21 protein-coding genes are annotated in these 22,145 nt (G+C 75.1%); 11 read left to right on the top strand and 10 right to left on the bottom strand.

Annotated features, from left to right (window positions below; translation table 11 throughout):
• Window positions 1-34: 34 nt before the first annotated feature.
• The 4 genes from lnt to IG86_RS0105970 form a co-directional block, all read right to left on the bottom strand.
• Entirely contained in the window at window positions 35-1,675 is a 1,641-nt protein-coding gene (gene lnt, locus IG86_RS0105985; protein WP_078905812.1) for an apolipoprotein N-acyltransferase, read from the bottom strand.
• A 96-nt stretch (window positions 1,676-1,771) separates the two neighbouring features.
• The gene (locus tag IG86_RS0105980) at window positions 1,772-2,287 is read right to left on the bottom strand and encodes a hypothetical protein (protein WP_030818553.1); all 516 of its coding nucleotides are present in this window, start codon (window positions 2,285-2,287) and stop codon (window positions 1,772-1,774) included.
• Window positions 2,288-2,357: 70 nt separating this feature from the next.
• Window positions 2,358-2,921, bottom strand: a complete 564-nt coding sequence (locus IG86_RS0105975) for a dihydrofolate reductase family protein (protein ID WP_030818555.1) — start codon at window positions 2,919-2,921, stop codon at window positions 2,358-2,360.
• 84 nt (window positions 2,922-3,005) lie between these two features.
• A complete protein-coding gene (locus IG86_RS0105970) occupies window positions 3,006-4,070 on the bottom strand; it encodes an FAD-dependent oxidoreductase (protein WP_030818557.1) in 1,065 nt (354 codons plus the stop codon).
• Between the two features lie 86 nt (window positions 4,071-4,156).
• Here IG86_RS0105970 and IG86_RS0105965 point away from each other — a divergent pair, with 86 nt between their 5' ends.
• A complete protein-coding gene (locus tag IG86_RS0105965; protein WP_030818559.1) occupies window positions 4,157-4,747 on the top strand; it encodes a TetR/AcrR family transcriptional regulator in 591 nt (196 codons plus the stop codon).
• Window positions 4,744-5,676 (top strand): ADP-ribosylglycohydrolase family protein, encoded by a 933-nt coding sequence (locus tag IG86_RS0105960; RefSeq protein WP_030895237.1) that lies wholly within the window; start codon window positions 4,744-4,746, stop codon window positions 5,674-5,676. Before IG86_RS0105965 ends, IG86_RS0105960 begins: the two co-directional genes overlap by 4 nt.
• Window positions 5,677-5,766: 90 nt before the next feature.
• On the opposite strand, the gene IG86_RS0105955 is transcribed toward IG86_RS0105960, so the two are convergent.
• Window positions 5,767-6,558: a glutamate racemase gene (locus tag IG86_RS0105955; RefSeq protein WP_030895234.1), complete on the bottom strand. Its 792-nt coding sequence runs from the start codon at window positions 6,556-6,558 to the stop codon at window positions 5,767-5,769.
• Window positions 6,559-6,868: 310 nt separating this feature from the next.
• On the opposite strand from IG86_RS0105955, the gene IG86_RS0105950 reads away from it, so the two are divergent.
• The 5 genes from IG86_RS0105950 to IG86_RS0105930 all read left to right on the top strand — a co-directional run bounded on the left by IG86_RS0105950 (window position 6,869) and on the right by IG86_RS0105930 (window position 13,067).
• Complete coding sequence (locus IG86_RS0105950) at window positions 6,869-8,059, top strand: glycosyltransferase (RefSeq protein ID WP_030818565.1); 1,191 nt, start codon at window positions 6,869-6,871, stop codon at window positions 8,057-8,059.
• A gap of 247 nt (window positions 8,060-8,306) precedes the next feature.
• Window positions 8,307-8,813, top strand: coding sequence for a DUF6643 family protein (locus tag IG86_RS0105945; protein ID WP_030818567.1), 507 nt, complete (start codon window positions 8,307-8,309; stop codon window positions 8,811-8,813).
• A 52-nt stretch (window positions 8,814-8,865) separates the two neighbouring features.
• Window positions 8,866-9,690 (top strand): MOSC domain-containing protein, encoded by an 825-nt coding sequence (locus IG86_RS0105940; protein WP_030895232.1) that lies wholly within the window; start codon window positions 8,866-8,868, stop codon window positions 9,688-9,690.
• Window positions 9,691-9,825: 135 nt separating this feature from the next.
• Window positions 9,826-10,437: an Rv1733c family protein gene (locus IG86_RS0105935; protein WP_078905811.1), complete on the top strand. Its 612-nt coding sequence runs from the start codon at window positions 9,826-9,828 to the stop codon at window positions 10,435-10,437.
• A gap of 146 nt (window positions 10,438-10,583) precedes the next feature.
• Window positions 10,584-13,067, top strand: a complete 2,484-nt coding sequence (locus tag IG86_RS0105930) for a right-handed parallel beta-helix repeat-containing protein (RefSeq protein WP_030895229.1) — start codon at window positions 10,584-10,586, stop codon at window positions 13,065-13,067.
• Here IG86_RS0105930 and IG86_RS0105925 read toward each other — a convergent pair.
• Window positions 13,018-15,393, bottom strand: a complete 2,376-nt coding sequence (locus tag IG86_RS0105925) for a hypothetical protein (protein ID WP_030818576.1) — start codon at window positions 15,391-15,393, stop codon at window positions 13,018-13,020. The genes IG86_RS0105930 and IG86_RS0105925 overlap by 50 nt on opposite strands.
• A 230-nt stretch (window positions 15,394-15,623) precedes the next feature.
• Between IG86_RS0105925 and IG86_RS0105920 the strand changes: the two genes are divergently transcribed.
• Complete coding sequence (locus IG86_RS0105920; RefSeq protein WP_030895226.1) at window positions 15,624-16,112, top strand: SRPBCC family protein; 489 nt, start codon at window positions 15,624-15,626, stop codon at window positions 16,110-16,112.
• On the opposite strand, the gene IG86_RS40835 is transcribed toward IG86_RS0105920, so the two are convergent.
• Window positions 16,093-17,061 (bottom strand): MBL fold metallo-hydrolase, encoded by a 969-nt coding sequence (locus tag IG86_RS40835; RefSeq protein ID WP_078905810.1) that lies wholly within the window; start codon window positions 17,059-17,061, stop codon window positions 16,093-16,095. The two genes, IG86_RS0105920 and IG86_RS40835, sit on opposite strands and share 20 nt — an antisense overlap.
• A 59-nt stretch (window positions 17,062-17,120) precedes the next feature.
• On the opposite strand from IG86_RS40835, the gene IG86_RS0105910 reads away from it, so the two are divergent.
• Entirely contained in the window at window positions 17,121-17,507 is a 387-nt protein-coding gene (locus IG86_RS0105910) for a winged helix-turn-helix transcriptional regulator (protein ID WP_030895214.1), read from the top strand.
• 16 nt (window positions 17,508-17,523) lie between these two features.
• On the opposite strand, the gene IG86_RS0105905 is transcribed toward IG86_RS0105910, so the two are convergent.
• Entirely contained in the window at window positions 17,524-18,696 is a 1,173-nt protein-coding gene (locus tag IG86_RS0105905; protein WP_030818584.1) for a PLP-dependent cysteine synthase family protein, read from the bottom strand.
• 199 nt (window positions 18,697-18,895) lie between these two features.
• On the opposite strand from IG86_RS0105905, the gene IG86_RS39715 reads away from it, so the two are divergent.
• Window positions 18,896-19,444, top strand: coding sequence for an ATP-binding protein (locus IG86_RS39715; protein ID WP_030818587.1), 549 nt, complete (start codon window positions 18,896-18,898; stop codon window positions 19,442-19,444).
• A 155-nt stretch (window positions 19,445-19,599) separates the two neighbouring features.
• Complete coding sequence (locus IG86_RS0105895; RefSeq protein WP_030895208.1) at window positions 19,600-20,031, top strand: barstar family protein; 432 nt, start codon at window positions 19,600-19,602, stop codon at window positions 20,029-20,031.
• A gap of 73 nt (window positions 20,032-20,104) precedes the next feature.
• On the opposite strand, the gene IG86_RS0105890 is transcribed toward IG86_RS0105895, so the two are convergent.
• Together IG86_RS0105890 and IG86_RS0105885 are read right to left on the bottom strand one after the other, a co-directional pair.
• Complete coding sequence (locus IG86_RS0105890) at window positions 20,105-21,382, bottom strand: ROK family protein (RefSeq protein ID WP_078848387.1); 1,278 nt, start codon at window positions 21,380-21,382, stop codon at window positions 20,105-20,107.
• Window positions 21,383-21,486: 104 nt separating this feature from the next.
• Complete coding sequence (locus IG86_RS0105885) at window positions 21,487-22,143, bottom strand: alpha-ketoglutarate-dependent dioxygenase AlkB family protein (RefSeq protein WP_030895206.1); 657 nt, start codon at window positions 22,141-22,143, stop codon at window positions 21,487-21,489.
• Window positions 22,144-22,145 lie beyond the last annotated feature (2 nt).

Here is a 22,145-nt window from a genome sequence, read left to right as displayed (position 1 = left end):
CCACGACCCTACGAGGCCGTGGCCCGGCCCCGCCTCAGACGGCGCGGCGGGCGCGGATCCGGCGGGCGACGAGTACGCCGAACCCGCTCGCGGCGAGCAACAGCAGGGCGTACTCGGGGAGCGGTCCGAGGACGGTGGCCGGGGTGCGGCCGGAGCGCAGCGGGATCTCGGCGACGAGCGCGTCCGCGGTGAACATCTTCGTCTGCGAGACGATCCGGCCGTCGGGGCGGATGACGGCGCTGACGCCGCTGGTGACGGGGACGAGGACGGTGCGGCTGTGCTCGACCGCGCGGACCCGGTCCATGGCGAGCTGCTGGTAGGTCATCTGGGTGCGGCCGAAGGTGGCGTTGTTGCTCGGTACGGCGATCACCTGGGCGCCGTCCCGGACGGTCGAGCGGACGGCGTCGTCGAAGGCGGCCTCGAAGCAGGTGACCATGCCGACACCGCTGCCGGCCATGTCGAAGACGCCGGGGTCCTTGCCGGGGCCGAAGTCGCGGCGCACCCGGTCCACGTCGGAGCTGAAGAGCCGGACGAAGGAGCGCATCGGGATGCGCTCGCCGAAGGGCTGGATCTTGCGCTTGTCGTAGGTCGCGGTGGGGCCCGCGACAGGGTCCCAGAGGATCATCGTGTTGCGCAGCGGGCCCGTCTCCGGGGCGACGACCGCGCCGATCGCGACGGGCACGCCGATGGCCTTGACCGCCTCGTCGATGACGGCGTGGGCGTCGGGTTCGGCGTAGGGGTCGAGGTCGGAGGAGTTCTCGGGCCAGACGACGAAGTCGGGCTTGGGGGCCTTGCCGGCCTTGACGTCCTCGGCGAGCTGGATGGTGCGCTTGACGTGGTTGTCGAGGACGGCCCGGCGCTGGGAGTTGAAGTCGAGGCCGAGGCGGGGCACGTTGCCCTGGATGACGGCGGCCACGACGGTGCTGTCCTCGGCGGCGTCGGAGACGAGCGGGCGCGCGGCGAGTGCGGCGCCGATCGGGGCGGCGACGGTGAGCGCGGTCAGCGCGGCTGTGGTGCGGCCGGGGTGGCGGCGGGCGATCCGCAGGGCCTCGTACAGGCCGAATCCGCAGAGGGCCACGCCGAAGGAGAGCAGCGGTGTGCCGCCGAGGGCGGCGAGCGGGGTGAAGACCCCGTCGGCCTGTCCGAAGGCGAGCTTGCCCCAGGGGAATCCACCGAAGGGCGCCCGGGCGCGCAGGGCCTCGCCCGCGACCCAGACGGCGGCGGCGAACACCGGCCAGGCGCGCAGCCGGCTCACGAGGGCGATGCCGAGGCCCGTCAGGCCGTAGAAGAGGGCTTCGAGGAAGGTCAGCGCGAGCCAGGGCACCGGGCCGACCTCCTCGCCGGTCCACACGAGGAGCGGCAGCAGGTAGCCGAGCCCGGCGAGGGTGCCGAGTCCGAAGCCCGCCCGCGGACGGCGGCCGTACAGGCAGCCGGCGAGCAGGGCGAGGGCGAGCGGAGCCAGCCACCACAGGGGGCGGGGCGGGAAGCTGAGGTAGAGCAGCACGCCGGACAGCGCGGCCAGGACGCACCGGACCAGCAGGGCTCGCCGGCGCCGCGGCGGCGCGGCCGGGCCGTCGGGGGGCGTCACGGAGGGCGTCCTGGGCTCGGCCGGGGCGTCGGCGGGCCGCGGGGGCTCGTCGCTCCAGGCGGCCTTGCGCGTCACACTGCTGCTCATCTGGCGGAGTGTACGTCCCCGCGCCCTCGGATCCCGTAAGCGCCTCGGCCCGTGCGGCGCGGGGTGAGGCGCTTGCGGGGGTCGGCGGGCGGGGGCTCAGCGGGCGAGGGTGCGCAGGTGGGCGCGGATGACGCGGACCGCGTTCTCGGCGTCGTCGACGGTCACCGTGAAGAGCTTGCCGTCCTCCAGGGTCAGTTCGAAGCCCTCGCCGCGCCGGACGATCACGGCGGTGCCCCTCTCGGGGCGCCAGCGGTAGCCCCAGCCGCCCCAGTGCTGCGGCGTGATCCCGGAGAGGAACTCGACCGAGGCCACGTCGGTGAGCGCGATCCTGCGGCGCGGGAACCCGACGTGCCCGCAGCGCACCAGGAGGGCCTCGGCGTCGATGGTGACGGAGACGTGCACGAAGGCGACCGTGCCGTAGACCATGAGGAGTCCGGCGGCGAGGCAGCCGGTCACGGCCATGAGGAGCGGGACGAAGCCGGACGTCCACGCGTTGTCGACGGCCAGCTCGACACCGAGCGCCACGCAGGCCGCACCGACCGCCGCGAGCAGCCACTGCATGGGGTTGGAGGCCCGGCCCGTCCAGAGCGGACCAGGGGGATGACCCGTCATACGTAGCAGCGTACCCACGCAACGCCACGGCACCACCGTCGCGCGCCCGAACGCCCGGCGGACGTGCGGGCTAGCGCACCACGCGGTAGCGGAGGTGGACGACCTTCGAGCCGAAGGTGCGCGTCCCGACGAGTTCGAGATCGACCCGGCGCCCCTCCTGGGCGAAGAACGGGATGCCGCCGCCGACCAGTACCGGGTGGACCATGACCCGGTACTCGTCGATCAGGTCCAGCGCGGCCGCCTCGGCGGCGAGCGTCGCGCCGCCGATCGCGATGTCGCCGTCCCCCGGCTCGGCCCGCAGCCGCTCGATCTCCTCCGCCAGGCCGCCGGAGGCCAGGCGGGCGTTGCCCTGCACCGCCGAGAGGGTGCTGGAGAACACCACCTTCGGGAGCGGGTTCCAGACCGCGATCCATTCGAGTGATGCGGCGTCGAGCGACGGGTCCTGGTCGGCGGTCTCCCAGTACAGCATCGTCTCGTAGAGCCGCCGCCCCAACAGGTGGACGCCGAGTTCCCGGGTCTCGTCGATCCAGAACCGGAAGACCTCTTCGTCGGGCGCCGTCCATTGGAAGTCTCCGTCCAGCCCGACGATGTAGCCGTCGAGCGAGACGCCCATCGCATAGGTCACGCGTCGCATCGGGAGCCCTCCTCGGTGAGGGTTCGACACTACGGCCGCCGGTCGCCGCGGACCCCGCCTGACGCGCGCGAACCCCGGCCCGCCTCAGGCGGGGAGCATGCGCAGGAGCGCGTCGCGCAGGGCCGGGTGGCGGGCGGTCATGAAGCGGTGCAGGGTGCGGGAGCCGAGGGCGACCCGCTGGGCGCGGCGGCGGCGCTCGGCGTCGTACGCGCGCAGGGCGCCGGGCAGCCCGCCCGGCCCGGCGGTGGCGACGGAGCGGGTCAGGGCCTCGGCGTCGAGGAGGGCGGTGCAGGCGCCCTGGCCGAGGTTGGGCGTCATGGCGTGGGCGGCGTCGCCGACGAGGGCGACCCGGCCGTCGGCGACGAAGGTGGGGAGCGCGGGGTACAGGTGGCGCATCTCGTACCGGATCCAGGTCGCGGGATCGGTCTCGGCCAGGACGCGCGGGACGGGGTCGTGCCAGTCGGCGAAGGCGTCCCGCACTTCGCGTGCGGTGGTGGCCGCGGGCACGGTGGCGTACCAGTTGGTGCGGCCTGGCTCGACTGGGGTCATGCCGAAGAAGCGGCCCCCGCCCCAGGTTTCGCCGTACAGCCCGGTCTCGAATCCGGCGATGCCGATCCAGGCGACCGTGCCGATCGGGCAGGGGCCGCTGCTGGTGCCGAAGCACGCCGTGCGCACCACGCTGTTGATGCCGTCGGCGCCGACGACCAGGTCGGCGCCGAGTGCGCCCGGGTCGGTCAGGGACCGCCCGTGGGCGATCGGCGCGCCGCCGAGACGGTCGAGCTCGGCGAGCAGCGCGTCGATCAGGTGGGGCCGGGCGATGAGCAGTTCGGGCCTGCCCGCCCTGCGCTCGATCCGCTCCAGCGGTAGGGCGGCCAGGACCTTGCCGTCGGGGCGCCGGATGCGGGCGCCCCGGTACGGGACGGCGCGCGCCCGCAGCGCGTCGCCGAGGCCGAGGCGGTCGAGCGCGATCTGGGCGGTCGGGTGGATGCCGAAGGCGGTTCCGTAGCGCTCGGGGGCGGCCCGCCGTTCCAGGACGGTCACCGTCCAGCCGGCCCGGCGCAGGCCGATGGCGGTGGCGAGCCCGCCGACCCCGGCGCCGACCACCACCGCCGTGCCGTCCCCGGTCCCGCGCACGGTCTCACCGGTCATGGCTCACCCTTCCGATCACGCCGACCGCTGTCACCGCAGCCGTGGTACTACATCTGTGGTACCACGACTGTGGTTATGCTGGCCACGTGAATCAGGACCGGAGGGACCGGCTGCGGGACGCGGCCGTCGCCGTACTGGCGGAGTCGGGCGGGCGCGGGCTGACCCACCGGGCCGTCGACGCGGCCGCCGACGTGCCGACGGGCACGGCCAAGAACTACTTCCCCACGCGCGACGCGCTGCTGCGGGCGGTGGCGGAACGCTGCCTGGAGCAGTACCGGGCGCTGGCCGCGTCCCTGGCGGGGGCCGGGCCGGGGCCTGCCGACCCGGACGGGCTCGCGGCGCTGCTCGCCGGGCTGCTGCGGGACGTGGCGGGGCCCGGGCGCCCCCGTGTCCTGGCCTATCTGGAGCTCCAGACCGAGGGGACGCGTCGGCCGTGGCTGGCCGCGCTCCTGGACCCGATCGCCGCGGCGGACTTCGCCGCGCACGCGCACCTGCTGCGCGCGGCCGGGCTGCCGGCCGGAGCCGAGCGGGCCCGGGCCCTGACCCTCGCCCTGCACGGCGCCGTCCCCCACCTGCTGGCCGGCGCACCGGCCACGCTGGCCGCCGCCGGCCTGGACGACCTGGACCGTTTCGCCCGCGGGCTGCTGGCCGCCGTACGCCCCGAGGGGGACCGGTGACCGCGCCCACCCGGCTCGACCGGGCCGTGGGAGCCGTGCTCGGCTCCGCCGCAGGTGACGCGCTCGGCGCGCCGTACGAGTTCGGGCCGGCGGGACAGTTGAGCGCGCGGGGCGAGGAGATGCGCGGGGGCGGCGGCTGGGATCCGGGCGAGGCGACGGACGACACCCAGATGGCCGTCCTGGTCGCCGAGTCGCTCCTGGAGCGAGGCGGCCTCGAACTCCCGGACGTCTTCGGCCGGTTCCAGCGGTGGGCGGCCGGGCAGCCCAAGGACATCGGCCTGCAGACGGAGGACGTGCTCACCAGTGGCGAACCCTGGGACCTCGCGGCGGCCCTGCACTTCCAGATCAACGCCCGGGCGGCCGGCAACGGTTCCCTGATGCGGGCCTCCGGCTCGGCCGTGTACTTCTCCGCCGCCGGACGTCAGGCGACCATGGACGCCGCGCGGCGGATCGCGGCGCTGACGCACGGCGACCAGGCGGCCTGGGAGGGGACCGCGATCCTGCACGAGCTCGTCCGCGTCGCCCTGGACGGCGCCGATCCGCTCGCGGCCCTGCCGGCCACGCTCGACGCCGTGCACCCGGACCACCGCGAACGCTACGGCTCGGTGCTCGCCCCGGACTGGCACCCGGGCCTGGCCACCGAGTTCAACGGGGCGGTGTGGCCCTGCCTGGGCTCGGCGGTGTGGGCGCTGCGGACCACCAGCGGGTTCGCGGAGGCCGTACGGGCCGCCGTGGACCTGGGCGGCGACACCGACACGGTGGCCGCGGTGACGGGTGCGCTGGCCGGCGCGCGGTACGGGCAGGGCGCCGTTCCCGCGCACTGGACGGCGCGGCTGCACGTACCGCTGCCCGGCTTCGGTGAGCGGGTCCTGTACGCGGACGATCTGCGCGCGCTGGCCCGGCGGCTCGTGGAGGCCGGCCCCCGCTGAAGTTCCGGTGGGCGGCCGCGCGAGCCCGCGCGGCCGCCGGTCGTGCGGGACCACCACGAGGGTCCCGTGGCTCGCGCGCGGTGGCGGGTGTCAGCCGACGGGCGCGCCCTGGCCCGCCAGGAGCCGGCCCTCGACGTACGCGAACGCGGCGGCGGGCAGCGCCGCTTCGCGGCCGCTGTGCAGCACGGTCAGGCCGCCCGTGCGGGGCAGGCCGGGCTCGGCGACGGCGCCGATCCGGCGCAGCGCCTGGGTGGCGACGGGCTCGGCGGAGCCGTAGTAGACCAGCGCCGCTCCCCCGGTCCGCGCGGCGAGGGCGGCCCGGATGGGGCTCTCGGTCAGCTCGTAGTGGGTGCATCCGAGCACCACGTCGGTGACGTCGGCCGGGGTCAGCGCTGCCGCCGCGGCGACGGCCGCGGTCACCGCCGCGTCGTCGGCCGCCTCCACGGCGTCGGCCAGTCCGGGGCAGGGCACCTCCGTGACGCGGGCGCCGGTGGCGAAGTCGCGGATCAGCCCGCGCTGGTAGGGGCTGCCGGTGGTGGCGGGGGTGGCCCAGATGGCCACCCTGCCGCCGGACGCGGCGGCGGGCTTGATCGCGGGTACGGTCCCGATGACCGGGATGTCCGGCTCCAGTTCCGCCCGCACGGCGTCCAGGGCGTGCACGGTGGCGGTGTTGCAGGCCACGATCAGCGCGTCGGGGCGGTGCTCCGCGGCGGCCCGGGCCACCGCGAGGGCCCGTCCGGTGAGGTCTTCGGGGGTCCGCGGGCCCCAGGGCATCCCGTCGGGGTCGGAGGACAGGACGAGATCCGCGTCCGGCCGCAGCCGCCGCACCGCCGCGGCCGCCGCGAGGAGGCCGATTCCGGAGTCCATGAGCGCGATCTTCACCCGGCCACTTTAGTCGACACCGGCTCCGGCGGGACCCGGCACCGGCCGGATCCCGCCCGCGCGCGCCGCCGGCCGGGCGCACCGCGGTGGACCGCCGCAGTGGACCGCCGCGGTGGACCACCGCACCCGCCCGCACCCGGGGAGCGGCGCACCAGCGGCCGCCCGCGTCCCCGGCCCCCGCGCGCCGCCGCGCCCGCCCGGACCGCCACGGGGTCACCGCAACACGCGTACCCGGCCCACCCCCGGAGGGCCGCCGCACCGGGACGGCCGGATGCGCGACAGGTCCCCGCCGGCCCGGCACACTGCCGCCATGGGCCTCCTCACCGGCGCCGCCGTCGCCACCGCCGCGTCCTACGCCTCCCTCGCCGCATGGCTCTGGCTCACCCTCGCCCAGGGCATGTTCTGGCGCACCGACGTCCGGCTCCCGCCGCGCGCCGCCCCCGCCCGCTGGCCGTCCGTCGCGATCGTCGTACCCGCCCGGGACGAGGCCGGGGTGCTGCCGCTGAGCCTGCCCTCGCTCATCGCCCAGGACTATCCCGGCGAGGCCGAGGTCATCCTCGTCGACGACGGCAGCACGGACGGCACGGGCGGCCTCGCGCTCCGGATCGCCGCCGGACAGCCGGGCCTTCCGCTCACCGTCGTCTCCCCCGGCGAGCCCGCCCCCGGCTGGACGGGCAAGCTGTGGGCGCTGCGCCACGGCATCTCGCTCGCCCGCACCGCGCACGCCACCGAGCCCGACTTCCTGCTGCTCACCGACGCCGACATCGCACACGAACCCGACAGTCTGCGCGAACTGGTCTGCGCCGCGACCTCCGCCGACCTCGACCTCGTCTCGCAGATGGCCCGCCTGCGCGTCGTCGGCCTGTGGGAACGCCTCGTGGTCCCGGCCTTCGTCTACTTCTTCGCCCAGCTCTACCCCTTCCGCCGGATCAACCGGCCCGGCGCCCGCACCGCCGCGGCCGCGGGCGGCTGCGTACTGCTGCGCACCGAAGCCGCCGTGCGGGCGGGCGTGCCCGACGGCATCCGCCAGGCCGTCATCGACGACGTCTCCCTGGCCCGGGCCGTGCAGGACTCCGGCGGCCGGATCTGGCTGGGGCTCGCGGAGCGGGTGGACAGCGTGCGCCCCTACCCGGCGCTCGCGGACCTGTGGCGGATGGTCTCGCGCAGCGCCTACGCGCAACTGCGCCACCAGCCCCTGCTGCTGGCCGGGACGGTCGCCGGGCTGGCGCTCGTCTACCTGGTGCCCCCGGCCGCCCTCCTGGCGGGCCTCGCCACCGGACGGACCTCCATGGCGTGGGCCGGGGGCCTCGCCTGGCTGCTGATGGCCGGCACGTACCTACCGATGATCCGCTACCACCGCCAGTCCGCCGCGCTCGCCCCGCTGCTTCCGTTCACGGCGCTGCTGTACCTCCTGATGACCGTCGACTCGGCCGTGCAGCACTACCGCGGGCGCGGGGCGTCGTGGAAGGGCCGTACCTATGCCCGTCCGAGCGACGCCTGAAACGGCGAACCCTTGTCCGGACCCGCGTCATCCGAGGTCACCGCGTTGTGACGCTGCGTCAGCAGAGAGTCGGTGCAACGCACAACCGGTCGGTACGAGTTGGAGCAAGGCGGGATGGAAGTGGCGAAATCGTGCACGTGAACGCCAAGTGAAAGCTGTGGCTCTGACCTGCGAATATGCAGGTCAGCGCGGTGTTGACGGCACCTCGCTATGGACCCGGTGAATTCGTGGGCTTAACTTATGTCTCATGACCTCCCCCCGCTCCACTTATGGCGGCGGTTACTACTCCGCGCCCTCCTTCCCGGACACCCCCATCTACGACTCCCTCGTCGCCGAACGCGGCACTCCGCAGATCGCCCCGATCCGCGTACCGGCCGCCTACGAGTCCCCGAGCGCGGGTTATTCGAGCGGTGGGTACCTGCCGGCCCTCCCGTCGGCCCTGCCCGCACTGCCGCCTGCCACCCCTCAGCAGCAGGCACCGGCGTACGGGTACCCCTACCAGCAGCAGGCCGCTCCGCAGCCGATGCCGCTGCAGAACGCGCCCGCGCCCTACATTCCGCAGCAACAGCCGGTGGCCGCCCGCGCCGGGTACGTGCCGCAGCCCCAGCCGCAGCAGCCCCGCCCGGCGGCCATGGCCACCGGCTACGAGGCGATGCGTCCGGCCGCGCCGCGACCCATGCAGGTGCCCGCTCCGGTCGCCGGCGCCTCGTACGAGGATCCGTACGGCCGCCCCTACCAGGGGCGCGGCTACTGACCCGGCCCCTCACGCGCGCCGGGACGGCGGAGCGGGCTGGCAGTATGCCCCCATGTCGAAGTTGCACGTTCAGGCGCTCCACGTCCACCCCGTCAAGTCGGTGGCGGGGACCGCTCCCGACGAGGTGGCCGTAGAGCCCTGGGGGCTGTCCGGGGACCGGCGGTGGGCCCTGATCGACCCGGAGGGGACGGTCATCACCCAACGCCGCCATCCCCGGCTGGCCCTGGCGTCGGCGCGCCCGGTGGGCGGCGGCCGGATCGCGGTGACCGCTCCGGACATGGCGGAGCTGGTCGTGGAGGTGCCCGAGCCCGGCCCGCTGGAGCCGGTGTCGCTGTTCGGGAAGAAGGTCGAGACCGTGGTCGCGGCGAGGGCCGCGGCCGACTGGTTCAGCGCGTTCCTCGGGGTTCCGGTACGGCTGGTGCATCTGGACGACCCTGCCGTCCGCCGTCCCGTGGACCCTGACTACGCACTGCCGGGCGAGACGGTGAGCCTGGCCGACGGCTATCCACTGCTGCTCACCACGCTCGCGTCGCTGGACGCCCTCAACTCTCTGATCGCGTTGGGGGACCATCCCGAGGAGGGCCCGCTGCCCATGAACCGTTTCCGTCCGAACGTCGTGGTCTCGGGGGCCGAGGCCTGGGCGGAGGACGGCTGGCAGCGTCTCGCGATCGGCGACGCCCTCTTCCGCGGCGCGCGCGAATGCGGCCGGTGCGTCGTCACCACGACCGACCAGCGGACGGCGGAGCGGGGCCGGGAACCGCTGAAGACGCTGGCCAGGCACCGGCGGATCGGCAAGTCGCTGGCCTTCGGGCGGCTGCTGGTGCCGCTGCGGCAGGGCACCCTGCACGTGGGCGACGAGGTCCGCATCCTGGCATGACCGCCGCGTCCGGGTGGCGACCGGACCACAGGAATGACACCTTCGGGGGGCTCCGCCCCCGAGCTGGAACCAACCGGCGTGACCAGGCCGTTGGAGCAGTCAGGACAGGAGACAGACGGTAGGGGGAGCCGGACCGTGCGGACAGCCATGGGTGTGTGGCGCTGGCGGCGCAATCCGCTGCGCAGGCCGACCGATCTCTTCGAGGCGTGGGTGGCGTTCGCGGCGCTGGTGTGCGTCGTGGTGGTGGCCCCGGCCGTCGGCTGGGTCGCGGGCCTGCGCGTGGACGGCACGCTCCAGCAGGCCGCGTACGAACAGCGGCAGGAGCGCCATCTCGTCCCGGCCGTGGTGGTCCGGCCCGCCCCGGCCCCGGACGAGGAGGTGTCCGCCGACCCGTCGGCGCAGCGGACGGCACCTCGGCGTACGCAGATCGTGGCATCCTGGACCGCGCCCGACGGCAGCAGCCACGAGGGCACGGTGCCGGCCGCGGAGGAACCACCACTGCCCGGCGACCGCTTCCGCATATGGACCGACGACCGGGGCCGGCTGGTGGGGCAGCCGCTGGACCCGTCCGCGGCCTCCTTCCACGCGGGGACGGCGGGCCTGGCCGCCGCGGCCGGGGTGGCCGTACTGGCCGTGACGGTCCGCCGCCTGGTCGTACGTCGGCTCATGCATCGTCGGTACATGCGTCTGGACCGGGCATGGGCGGCCGCCGGACCCGACTGGGGCCGGGCGGGCACGGGTGGCTGACCTGGCGGCCCATCGGCTCCGCGCGCGCTACGGTGGAGCGGCCGGACCGGTCTCTCCCGTGGCAACAGCCACCCGAGTGGCCTCGGACATCAGCGGCTCCGGCCGCATCGGCAGCGCGAGCACGAGGGTGGGGGCACGACAGCACCATGGTTCAGGGCACGGTCCAGGTGACGCACGGCGGCTCTTCGCGGTGGCGGCGCCGCTCCGGTGAATATCCGACGCTGACCGCCGCACTCGCCGTCGCGGGCGACGGGGACGTGCTGTCCATCGCCCCGGGCACCTACCGGGAGAACCTGGTGCTGCACCACGCCGTCACCCTGCGCGGGCCCGAGGACGGGTCGGGTTCGGTGCGGATCGCGCCCCTCGACGGCGTCGCGCTGACCCTGCGCGCCTCGGCCGTGGTGCAGGACCTGTATCTGGAGGGCCAGGACCGGGCGGCCCCGGCACTGCTGGTGGAGGACGGCTCCCCCGAGCTGACCGACCTGCGCGTGAGCACCCACTCGGCGGCCGGCATCGAGGTGCGCGGCCCCGGAGCCCGGCCCCTGGTGCGCCGCTGCACCGTCGAGAACCCGGCCGGCGTCGGCATCGCCGTACTGGACGGCGGCGGCGGGGTGTTCGAGGAGTGCGAGGTCGTGTCCTCGGGACAGACCGGGTTCTCGGTCCGCGGCGGCGGCCGGCCGCGCCTGGAGCGGTGCCGCATCCACCACTCGACGGGCGCGGGCATCACGGTCACCGGCGAGGGCTCGGGCCTGGAGGCCCTGGGCTGCGAGGTGTACGAGGTCAGGGGCGCCGGCGTGCAGATCGCCGCCCGCGCCGCCGCCCGCCTCACCGACTGCGCGGTGCACCGCACCTCGGCCGACGGGGTCACGCTCGACACCGACGCCGTCCTCACCCTGGCCGGGTGCGACATCCACGACATCCCGGAGAACGCCGTCGATCTCCGGTCGCGTTCGGTGCTCACCCTCAGCCGCACCTCGGTGCGCCGCTTCGGGCGCAACGGCCTGTCCGTGTGGGACCCGGGCACCCGGGTGGACGCCCACTCCTGCGAGATCCACGACAGCACCGGCGACTATCCGGCGGTGTGGGTCAGCGACGGCGCCACCGCCTCCCTGGACTCCTGCCGCGTCCACGACGTACCGGACGCGCTCTTCGTCCTGGACCGCGGGTCGAGCGTCGACGTCACCGACAGCGACCTGTCCCAGGTCCGCAACACCGCCGTCTCGGTCAGCGACGGGGCCACGGCGCAGCTCGACGACTGCCGCATCCGCGAAGCGGGCACCGGGGCCTGGTTCCGCGACCACGGCAGCGGCGGCACCCTCGCCGGCTGCACCATCGACGCCGTTCAGACCGGTGTGATCGTCACCAAGGGCGCCGACCCGACCCTGGAGCGCTGTACGGTCACCTCCCCCGCCGAGGCCGGTTTCTACGTGTCGGCGGGCGGCCGCGGCACCTTCAAGGCCTGCAGGGTGACGGACAGTTCCGGTTTCGGCTTCCACGTCCTCGACGGCTGCCGCACCACGCTGACGCGCTGCCACACGGAACGCTGCGCACGCGGCGGCTACGAGTTCGCCGAGGACGGGCCCGTCGCCGAGGAGTGCACCGGCGACGGGTCGGGCCTGCGGCCCGCGTCGGCGGCCGCGGCCGCGGCCGCGGCCCAGTCGGCCCCGGGCGGCGGCTTCACCGGGGCGCAGAGCGGGGTGCGTACCGTCACCGCGGCGCGCAGCCCCGTGGCGCAGCCGTCCCAGGCGGCCCCGGCGGCGTCCGTACCGCGGCCCGCGGATCCGGAGCCGGCCGGGGACGCGGCGGCCGCGCGGGCGTCCGGCGCGGTGCTGGGGCAGCTCGACGCGCTGGTGGGCCTGGACAGCGTCAAACGCGAGGTGCGGGCCCTCACCGACATGATCGAGGTGGGCCGGCGCCGGCAGCGGGCGGGCCTCAAGGCCGCCTCGGTGCGCCGGCACCTGGTCTTCACCGGCTCCCCCGGCACGGGGAAGACCACGGTCGCCCGGCTGTACGGGGAGATCCTCGCCTCCCTCGGGGTACTGGAGCGCGGGCACCTGGTCGAGGTGTCGCGCGTGGACCTGGTGGGCGAGCACATCGGCTCCACGGCGATCCGCACGCAGGAGGCCTTCGAACGGGCGCGCGGCGGCGTGCTGTTCATCGACGAGGCGTACGCGCTGGCCCCGGAGGACTCGGGCCGGGACTTCGGGCGCGAGGCGATCGACACACTGGTGAAGCTGATGGAGGACCACCGGGACGCGGTGGTGGTGATCGTCGCCGGATACACGGCGGAAATGGACCGCTTCCTGACCGTCAACCCGGGCGTGGCCTCGCGGTTCTCCCGGACCATCGCCTTCGGCGACTACGGCCCGGGGGAACTGCTGCGGATCGTGGAACAGCAGGCGGAGGAGCACGAGTACCGGCTCGGGGAGGGCACCGCCGAGGCCCTGCTGACGTATTTCACGGAGCTGCCCAAGGGGCCCGCCTTCGGCAACGGCCGCACCGCGCGCCAGACCTTCGAGTCGATGGTGGAGCGGCACGCGGGGCGGGTGGCCCAGCTGTCGGAGCCGAGCACGGACGAGCTCACCCTGCTGTTCCCGGCGGATCTGCCGACGCTGTCAGCCCCTTGCTGAGGCCGGGGCGCTGAGCGGGTACCTCGGCCCGGGCCGCCGTCTCCAGCCGGGCGAGGAGGGCGGCGCGTTCGGCGGCGAAGGCCGGGTCCGCCTGGTAGTCGGCGTGGCCGAGGATCGGCGCGGGCAGTGGGTGGCGGGCGCTGCGCCCGTAGGCGAGGGGGTCGGCGAGCGGGCCGCGGTCCACCTCCGGTGAGGCGGGGCCCGGCAGCGCGGGGCCGCCGATGGGGTCGGTGGCCCGCCAGAGGTTGCGCCAGCAGTCGACGTCGCGGTGCAGGGCGGTGAGCGGACCGGGGCCGAAGTAGGCGGGGAACCAGCGGCCGTAGAGGCGGGCGAGCGGGGATCCGTACGTGAGCAGCGCGACGCGGCGGCGGACGGGCGGCGGCAGTTGCCAGACGGCGGCCGCGGCGAGCACGCTGCCCTGCGAATGTCCGGAGATCACCAGCCGGCCGCCGGTGCGGCCGGTCCAGCCGGCCATCCGCCAGGTCAGGTCGGGGACGGCGCGCTCGGCGTAGCAGGGCGGGGCGAAGGGGTGGGCGGCGCGCGGCCAGAAGGTTCCGACGTCCCACAGGATCCCTATGGTCCGCCGGGCGGCCGGGTCCCGGTAGGCGCGGCGGCCCCAGGCGACGAAGAGGGCGATGCCGAGGCCGATCAGCCAGGAACCGGCGTCCTGGGCCGCGCGGGCGGCGACCTCCAGCAGCGGCGGGCCCCCGCGTGCGGCCTCGCCCGGGACGCTTCCGCTGAGCCAGGCTCCGGCCAGCGCGCCCGCGCCGAGCACCAGGGTGATCCCGGAGACGGCCGCGACGAACCAGGGCGCGGAGTCGGTGAGCGCGGCGGCCGTCCGCGCCCCGGCGATACGGCGGCTGCGCGCCGTGTCCGGGGTCTCCCCCGGGTATTCGGCCGCGACGGCCGCGGCGAGGCCGCGCCGGGCCCGGGCCGCCCGTACCGCGAACCAGGCGGCGAGGAGGGCCAGTACGAGGAGCAGCGGGGGCAGCACGGCGGCCTGCCAGGACAGCAGGACGGGCGGCCCGGGCAGCGGTGCGCCCGCCATGCCGGGGGTGGCTCCGCCGTCCAGCCAGTCGGCGACGCGCTGGGCGACCCCGCCGGACATGACCCCGCCGAGGGCGCAGCCGAGCATGGCGACGGCGGGGCCTCCGAGGCCGCGCAGGGCGGCCGCGGGATCGGGGGCCCTGCGGTACAGGTACCGGGCGACGACGGCGAGGGCCAGTACGCACAGGCCCTGCCCGAGCATGAGCACTCCGAAGGCGAAGTCCCCGGGGAGCCGGCCGGTGGAGGTCCAGCCCGGGCGCGACCAGCAGGCGTGCAGGAGGACGGCGGCGAGCAGGGCGAGGGCGGCTCCGGGCAGCAGGCTGACCGCGGCCCGGTCGAGGCGGTGGTCGGGGCGGTCCTCGCTGCGGCCGCGCCGGCAGACGACCCAGGCGACGGTGACGGCGCCTGCGGCGAGGAGGGCCTGGGTGATCCAGCCGAGGGCTTCGAGGGCGGGGGCGGCGGCCGTGGTCCGCCGGTCGTGGGCGGCGGTGGGTGCGGAGACGGCCACAGCGACGGTGAGCAGCCCGGCCGCGGTGTGCGCGGCCCGCAGCCGGGCCACGATGCGGCGCCCGTACCAGAATCCGGGGCGGCCGAGCGCGGGCGCGGTGTCGGAGGCGGTGTCCGGGTCGGCGGCTCCGGCGGGCGGCGGCTGGGATTCGTAGGCGCTCCAGGTGCGGTTCGACAGGAACCAGAGCAGCCCGGTCAGCGCGGTGGGGACCAGCGCGCCGAGGGCGAGGCGGCGTCCGGGCTGGGACCACCAGCCGCCGCCGTCGGGGGCGAGGAAGCCGAGCCGGGAGCCGGCGGCGGTACAGGTCGCGGAGCCCGCGCACTGCCAGGCGGCGAGGTCGAGCGCGACCTCGCAGGCGGCGGCGATCAGCAGGACGGTCAGGCTGAGCGCGAGGACGCGTACGAGGACCCCGTACGAGCGCACCGCACGCGGCGCGGGGTCGGCGTCGGGCCCGGTGGGGGCGGCCGGCCGGGCCCAGTGGGCGAGGTTGGCCACCATGAAGGGCAGGAGCAGCAGCCACAGGGCGCGGGCGCCGTTGCCGGAGGTGAGCCGGGACCAGCAGTAGGCCTCGGGGACGGGCAGGCCCGCGTACCGCTCGGGGTGCGCTTCGGCGTCGGCGTCGTCGGTGCGGCGGAACACGGCCGCGGTGGAGTCGCCGGTGACGCGCACGGTGCGCGGGTCGCCGAGCAGCTCGGCGGGGGAGGCTCCGGCGACTCCGTGGACCAGGAGTTCGAGGGCGAGGGGCGGGTCGGTGTGGGGGCGGTCGGGCACGGAGGCCTCCGCTCGCGGGGGGATCGGCGCGGCTCCAGCATCCCGCGCCACGGGGACGCTGCCCAGGCCCCGTCCGGGGGAATCCGCGGGCGGAATCGGGGACGGACGCGGATCGCCGGACGTGGGTTCCGGCGGGGAAGTCGAGGGGGGATCACAGCGGACTTCTCGGGTCCGCACGGCTATGGTGGCGCGCGCACGTCCGCCGGAACATCACCCCAGGAGGTACCGCCATGGCTCGCCGACTCCGCCCGGTGGGGCTGGACTTCATCGACGACGCGCCCGTCCGGCTGGTGTTCGCCGCGCAGGCTTCGGCGCCGCCCGAGGCCGTGTACCACGCGCTCGCCGATGAAGTGGAGGGCTGGCCGCGCTGGTTCAGGGCCGTGACGCTGGCCCGCCCGACCTACGGCGGGGCGGGCCGCGAGATCAAGCTGCTGGGCGGGGTGCACATGCAGGAGACGATCATGGCCGCGGATCCCGAACGGCGTTACGCGTACCGGGTCGACGCGACCAACGCGCCGGGGGTCCGGGCCCTGTTGGAGGAGTGGAGGCTGACTCCGGCCGGCTCCGGCACCCGCGTCCGCTGGACGTTCGCCGCGGACGGCCCGGCCGCGTTCCGCCTGGCCCTGACCGTCGCCCGCCCGGGCCTGGGGCACTCCTTCCGCACGGCGGTCCGCACCCTGGACGCCCGGCTCGCGGGCGTCAGCGGCCCCAACCGCTGAGCGCGGTGGGCGTGGTGGGCGTGGTGTTCGCGGTGAGGCGGGCGTATTCCCACGGGTCGTGCGCGCTGAAGACGGTGACCTCGTCCCCGTGGTCCCGGACGAGGTCGCGCAGGCGGTCCCGGGTCGCGGTGCGTGCCGTGGCGTCGGTCTGGGCTCCCCGCTGGACCGGATCGAGGACCGGGTGGTCGAGGGGCGGGGTGTGCTCCAGCTCGCCGTGATACATGTACGCGTCGCCCGCGTGCAGCAGCCACCGGCCGTCGTCGTCGCGCACCGCGACGCCCGCGTGGCCGGCCGAGTGGCCGGGCAGCGGCACCAGCAGCAGCTCGAATCCCAGCCCCTGCGGTCGTGCCACGCCGGGGAAGCCGAACCACGTCTCCCGCCGGTCCGTGCGCGCCGGTGTCAGCAGCGGGCCGTGCGCCCGGTGCGCCGGCATGAAGCCGTCGAGGCTGTGCCGGTGGTGCGCGGCCGCGGGGTCGGTGACGGCCCGGTACTCGTCGGGGTGCACGTGGACCCGCGCGTGCGGGAAGTCCGCCAGTCCTCCCGTGTGGTCCCGGTGCAGGTGGGTGAGGACGATGTGCCGCACGTCCTGTGGCGCGTACCCGCGTCGGACGACCTGGCGCAGCGCGCTCTGCGCCGGGTCCGGCGCGGGCCGGACGTAGGCCACCCAGTCCGCGCCCAGCGCCCGGTCGGGCTCTCGCAGGTCGGCTGTGCCGAGGCCGGTGTCGACCAGGACCGGGCCGTCCGTGTCCGTCTCGATGAGCAGGCAGTGGCAGACGGCGGCCAGTTCGCGGCCTCCGGCACCCGCGGGCGCCGTGGGTGCCGCGGGCGCCGTGGGTGCCGCGGGCGCCGTGGGTGCCGCGGGCGCCGTGGGTGTCGCGGGTGTCGCGGATGTCCCGCCGAGCGGTGTGATCGTCCGGAGCGAACCGCAGTTGAGATGATGGATGCGCACAAAGTCCCCCTGGAGGTACGCGGGCGGGCTGTTCGCAACGGACGTTAGGGCGGGCTTTCGTGACTCACCAAACGGTTGGACACGCACCGGCGGGTGCCCCGGGCGGCCCGCTGGAGGACTGCCCGGACAGCGCGCTCGTCCCGCCCGCCCGCGAACCGCACTGCCCGGTCGACATCACCCTCACCGCGCTGGGCGGCCGCTGGACACCGCTGGTCCTGCGGGAGTTCCTCCGCCGCGGCCAGGCCACCTACTCCGAGCTGTCCGCGGCCCTGCCCGCCCTCTCCGACAAGGTCCTCTCGGACCGGCTGGCCCAGTTGACCCGGGCGGGCGTCGTCGAACGCCACCGCACTCCCGGATGGCCGCCGCGGGTCCGCTACGTCCTGACAGGCCGGGGCCGGGCACTGGAGCCGGTGGTGCGCAGCATGTGGGAGTGGGGGAGCGCCTGAAGGACGACCGGCCGGCTCAGGCGGTCGGTTCGCGCCAGACGCCGGTCGTCAGCAGCGTGTCGAGGGTCTTCGCGTACGGGGCGATGTCGAGGCCCTGGGCCGCCACCCACTCGTCGGAGTAGTACTTGTCCAGGTAGCGGTCGCCCGGGTCGCACAGCAGGGTGACGACGCTGCCGGTACGGCCCTCCGCCACCATTTCCGAGACGATCTTCAGGGCGCTCCACAGGCCGGTGCCGGTCGAGCCGCCCGCCTTGCGCCCTATGGCCGTCTCCAGGGCGCGGCAGGCGGCGACGCTCGCCGCGTCCGGGACCTTCATCATCCGGTCGATGGCGCCGGGCACGAAGCTCGGCTCCATGCGCGGGCGGCCGATGCCCTCGATGCGCGAGCCGCAATCGCTGCTCGCCTCGGGGTCGTTGTGGGTCCAGCCCTCGAAGAAGCAGGAGTTCTCCGGGTCCGGGACGCAGATGCGGGTGTCGTGCTGCATGTAGTGCACGTACCGCGCGATGGTCGCCGACGTGCCACCGGTGCCGGCGGTCGCCACGATCCAGGCGGGCTCGGGGAAACGTTCCAGCTTGAGCTGCTGGTACATCGATTCGGCGATGTTGTTGTTGCCCCGCCAGTCCGTGGCCCGCTCCGCGTACGTGAACTGGTCCATGTAGTGCCCGCCGGTGCGGGCGGCGAGCTCCGCCGACGCCTCGTACATCTTCATCGGGTCGTCCACGAAGTGGCATTCGCCGCCGTGGAATTCGATGAGGCGGCACTTCTCCGGGCTGGTCGTGCGCGGCATGACGGCGATGAACGGGACACCGATCAGCTTGGCGAAGTACGCCTCGGAGACGGCGGTCGAGCCGGACGAGGCCTCGATGACGGGGCGGCCGGGCCGGACCCAGCCGTTGCACAGGGCGTAGAGGAACAGCGAGCGGGCGAGGCGGTGCTTGAGGGAGCCCGTCGGGTGCGTGGACTCGTCCTTGAGGTAGAGGTCGATGCCCCATGCCTCGGGGAGCGGGAACTTCAGCAGGTGGGTGTCCGCGGAGCGGTTCGCGTCGGCCTGGACCTTGCGCACGGCCTCTTTCAGCCAGGCGCGGTAGTCCGCGTCGCTGCGGTCGACGTCGACGGTCGTGGCGGTCGTGGCGGTCGTGCCGGTGGTGACTGGGGTGCCGCTGTTGCCGGTAGTGCCGGTGGTGCTCATGCGCCGCGCTCCTTCATGGGTCTACTTCGCCCCCTGCTTTCGCAATGTACCTCTCTCACCTGCACAAACAGTCACTTTGGGTATCTATGCGGATCGCTTTCGATCGCGTTCGGTTGCACTGCGCGGCACCGTGGGTGACCCTGGTGGAGCATTACCGAGGGTGCAGCACCCGTAACACTCATGTCGGGGAGTCGCAGCCGTGATCAGTCATTCCCGCAGGCACTGCGTCGTCGAACTGCAGGCCTTGCCGTCGCGGATCGGCCAAATCCGCAGAATCGTCTCGGCCCAACTGCGCCACTGGCAGCTCGATCCGCTCATAGACCGGGCTGCGCTCGGCGTGACGGAGCTGCTGAGCAACGTCCACCGCCATGCGCAGCCGGACAAGACCTGCGTCGTCGAGATCGAGCTCCGGCTCGGGCGGCTGACGGTCTCGGTCATCGACAGCGATCCGCGGCTTCCGGTGCTGCGCGGGGCGCCGGCCGGGCCGCTGGAGACCAGCGGCCGCGGGCTCGCCCTCGTGGAGGCGCTCAGCGAGGCCTGGGGCGTGCGCGAACGGCCCGACGGGCCGGGCAAGGTGGTCTGGTTCTCCCTGACGGCGACGCCCGCGCCGGTCGCGCCGACGCTCCCGGTCTCGATCGTGGCCAGGCCCGCGCGGGAACCCGCGCGCACGGTGGTCGTGGCCGTCGACCCGGCCACCGTCCCGGCCGCGCTCCCGGTTCCCTCGCCGGTCACCGCGAGCCCGGCCTGATCGGCCCGGACAGGGGAGCGGCGGCCGGTGCCACGGGGCCTCCGCGGGCCCATGCGGTTGCCTCAACCGGGCTGCCGGCCCCGGGTGCCGGCCGCTCACACACTGATCAGCGGGCGTGATCCGGGCCGGGAGGACGCACCGGTACGGTTCTGGGCATGGTGATCGACAGGGGCTTGCACGAGGTTTCCGGTGCGGACATCGCCGGGGTGGTCGAGGAAGCCGTCCGCCAGGGCGTTCCCGTGTTCACGCTCTCCACCGGCGGGCGGACCGATGAGGAGGCGTTCTTCGAGGCGGTGCGGGAGACCCTTCCCTCGGACCCGCCGCTCGGGACCTCCCGCAGGGTGTGGGAAGCCCTCTCGGATTCGGTGTGGAGCGGGCTCCATGCGCTGGAAACTCCCCGCGTGGTCATCGTCTGGCCCGACGCCCGGCCCGTCGCGGACGCGCGAGGTGATTTCTGGATTGCGTTGGACATCCTCCGTGACCTGGTCGCGACCCTCGCCGAGGCCCGGTACACCGGCGGAAGGCCGACTCAGGTCTCGGTCTACGTCGCCCCGGCCTCAAGCGGAGAAGCACCGGCGGAAGGTTGAACGGCTTCCCCCGTCGAAGGTGTCGGGCCGGCCACCTGGCCGCCGCGAGCCGGCACGATCGGCGAGTCACCCCCTAGGCCAGGGCTCCCAGCGGGTCGTCGAGCACGGGCTGCCAGGCCAGTTCCGCCGCACCGACCAGGCTGTTGTGGTCCAGGGTGCACGGCAGGATGGGCACGCCCCCGCTGCGGCCCCACAGGCTGCGGTCCGCGACGACCGCCCGGAGCCGCTCCGGGTCGGCGTAGAGCAGTTCCCGGTGCAGGCCGCCCAGGATGATCCGGTCCGGGTTCAGGATGTTGACCAGGCCCGCGAGGCCCAGGCCGAGCCGGTCGATCAGCTCCTCGGTGGCCGCCCGTACCGCCGGCTCCCCTGGTTCCTCGCGCAGCAGGTCACGGGCCTGCTGGAGCAGCGACACCTCGGGGCCGGGGCTGCGGCCGGCCGCGGTGAGGAAGGCCAGCGGGTCCGCCTCCACGTCCAGGCAGCCGCGGCCGCCGCAGTGGCAGGCCCGCCCCTCGGGGTTCACCGTGAGGTGGCCGACCTCCAGGGCCAGGCCGGAACTTCCGCTGTGCAGACGGCCGTCCAGCACCAGGGCCCCGCCGACCCCTCGGTGCCCGGTGGCGACGCACAGCAGGTGCTGCGCGCTGCGGCCCGCGCCGTGCCGGTGCTCGGCGAGCGCCGCGAGGTTGACGTCGTTCCCGGTCAGAGCCGGTCCGTCGATCCCGGCGGCCTTCACGCACTCCGCGAAGATGTCCCGTACGGGGGAGCCGGCCGGCCAGGCCAGGTGCAGCGGGTTCAGGGCCGTGCCGTCCGGTTCGGCGACCGCCGAGGGGACCGCGAGACCGGCGCCGACGCAGCGTCGGCCGCTCTCCGCGAGCAGCTCCGCGCCGGCCCGCACGACCGCGCCGAGCACCTGTGCCGGGTCCGCGGAGACGGTGACCTTGCCGGGGGCGGTGGCCACGATGCGGCCGCCGAGCCCCACCAGGGCGGCCCGGAAGCCGTCCGAGTGCACCTGGGCCGCGAGCGCCACCGGCCCGTCCTCGGCCACCGAGAGGCGGTGCGAGGGACGGCCCTGGGCTCCGCCGGTGCCTGCGGTGCCGCCCGAGGCGCCGGGGCGGGAGTCGACCCGGATCAGTCCGAGCGCCTCCAGTTCGGCCGCGACCGCGCCGGCGGTGGCACGGGTGACGCCCAGCTCGGCGGTCAGCACCGCACGGGTCGGGGCGCGGCCGGTGTGGACGAGCTCCAGCGCCGGCCCGAGCGCGCCGCGGCCGCGTTCCAGTTTGGTCCGCGTGCCGGTGCTCGACACCGATGGCGTGGTCGCATCCCCCATCCGCGGTGGGGCCCCGTTGCCGTTCATGGCATCGATCCTCGCATGATCGGAGGGCGCCGGACGCCGCCCCCGGGGGTGTCCCGCCGATCACGCCGGGCAGCGCGGACCCGGCCTGATCGGCAAGACACCCCCTAGCCCAGGCCGCCGACCCTGAGCGTGATGTTGAGCCGCCCGCTCAGCCCGAGCGCCCGCGGACCCGTGCCCGGCAGGACCTTCGGCACTCCGTGGTAGGCCTGCCGGCTGGGGCCGCCGAAGACGAAGAGGTCCCCGCTGCGCAGCTCCACGTCCCGGTAGGGGCGTCCGCGCGAGGCGGTGTTCCCGAAGCGGAAGAGGCAGCTGTCGCCGAGGCTGAGCGAGACCACCGGCGCCGGGGACTTCTCCTCCGCGTCGCGGTGCATGCCCATGCGGGAGTCCCCGTCGTAGAAGTTGATCAGCGCGATGTCGTAGGCGGCCGCGCCGGGCTCCGGCGACACCCCGTAGGCGGCGGCGACCGCTTCCCCGCCCAGCTCGGCGAGCCAGTGCGGCATCGGCTTGACCGGCTCCCCGTCCCCGTCGACGGCGGTGCGGGCGTATCCGTACGGGTACCAGTGCAGGCCCAGGCACACCTGCCGGGCGGTCATCACCCCGCCGCCGGGGGTGCGTACGGTGCGCAGGCCGGCAGGCGGGCGGGCCCACTCGCGGCAGGCCGCCAGCAACTCGCCCTGCCGGTGCTCACCGAGCCAGTCGGGCACGTGCACCGCGCCGGGGGCGATCACGGTCCGCTCGCGCGGGAAGAGTTCCCCGTCCATCC

Origin of the sequence: Streptomyces virginiae (genome assembly GCF_000720455.1) — a bacterium.
In the GTDB taxonomy this organism is placed as follows: Bacteria; Actinomycetota; Actinomycetes; order Streptomycetales; family Streptomycetaceae; genus Streptomyces; species Streptomyces virginiae.
This window is presented reverse-complemented; position numbering and strand designations above follow the sequence as displayed.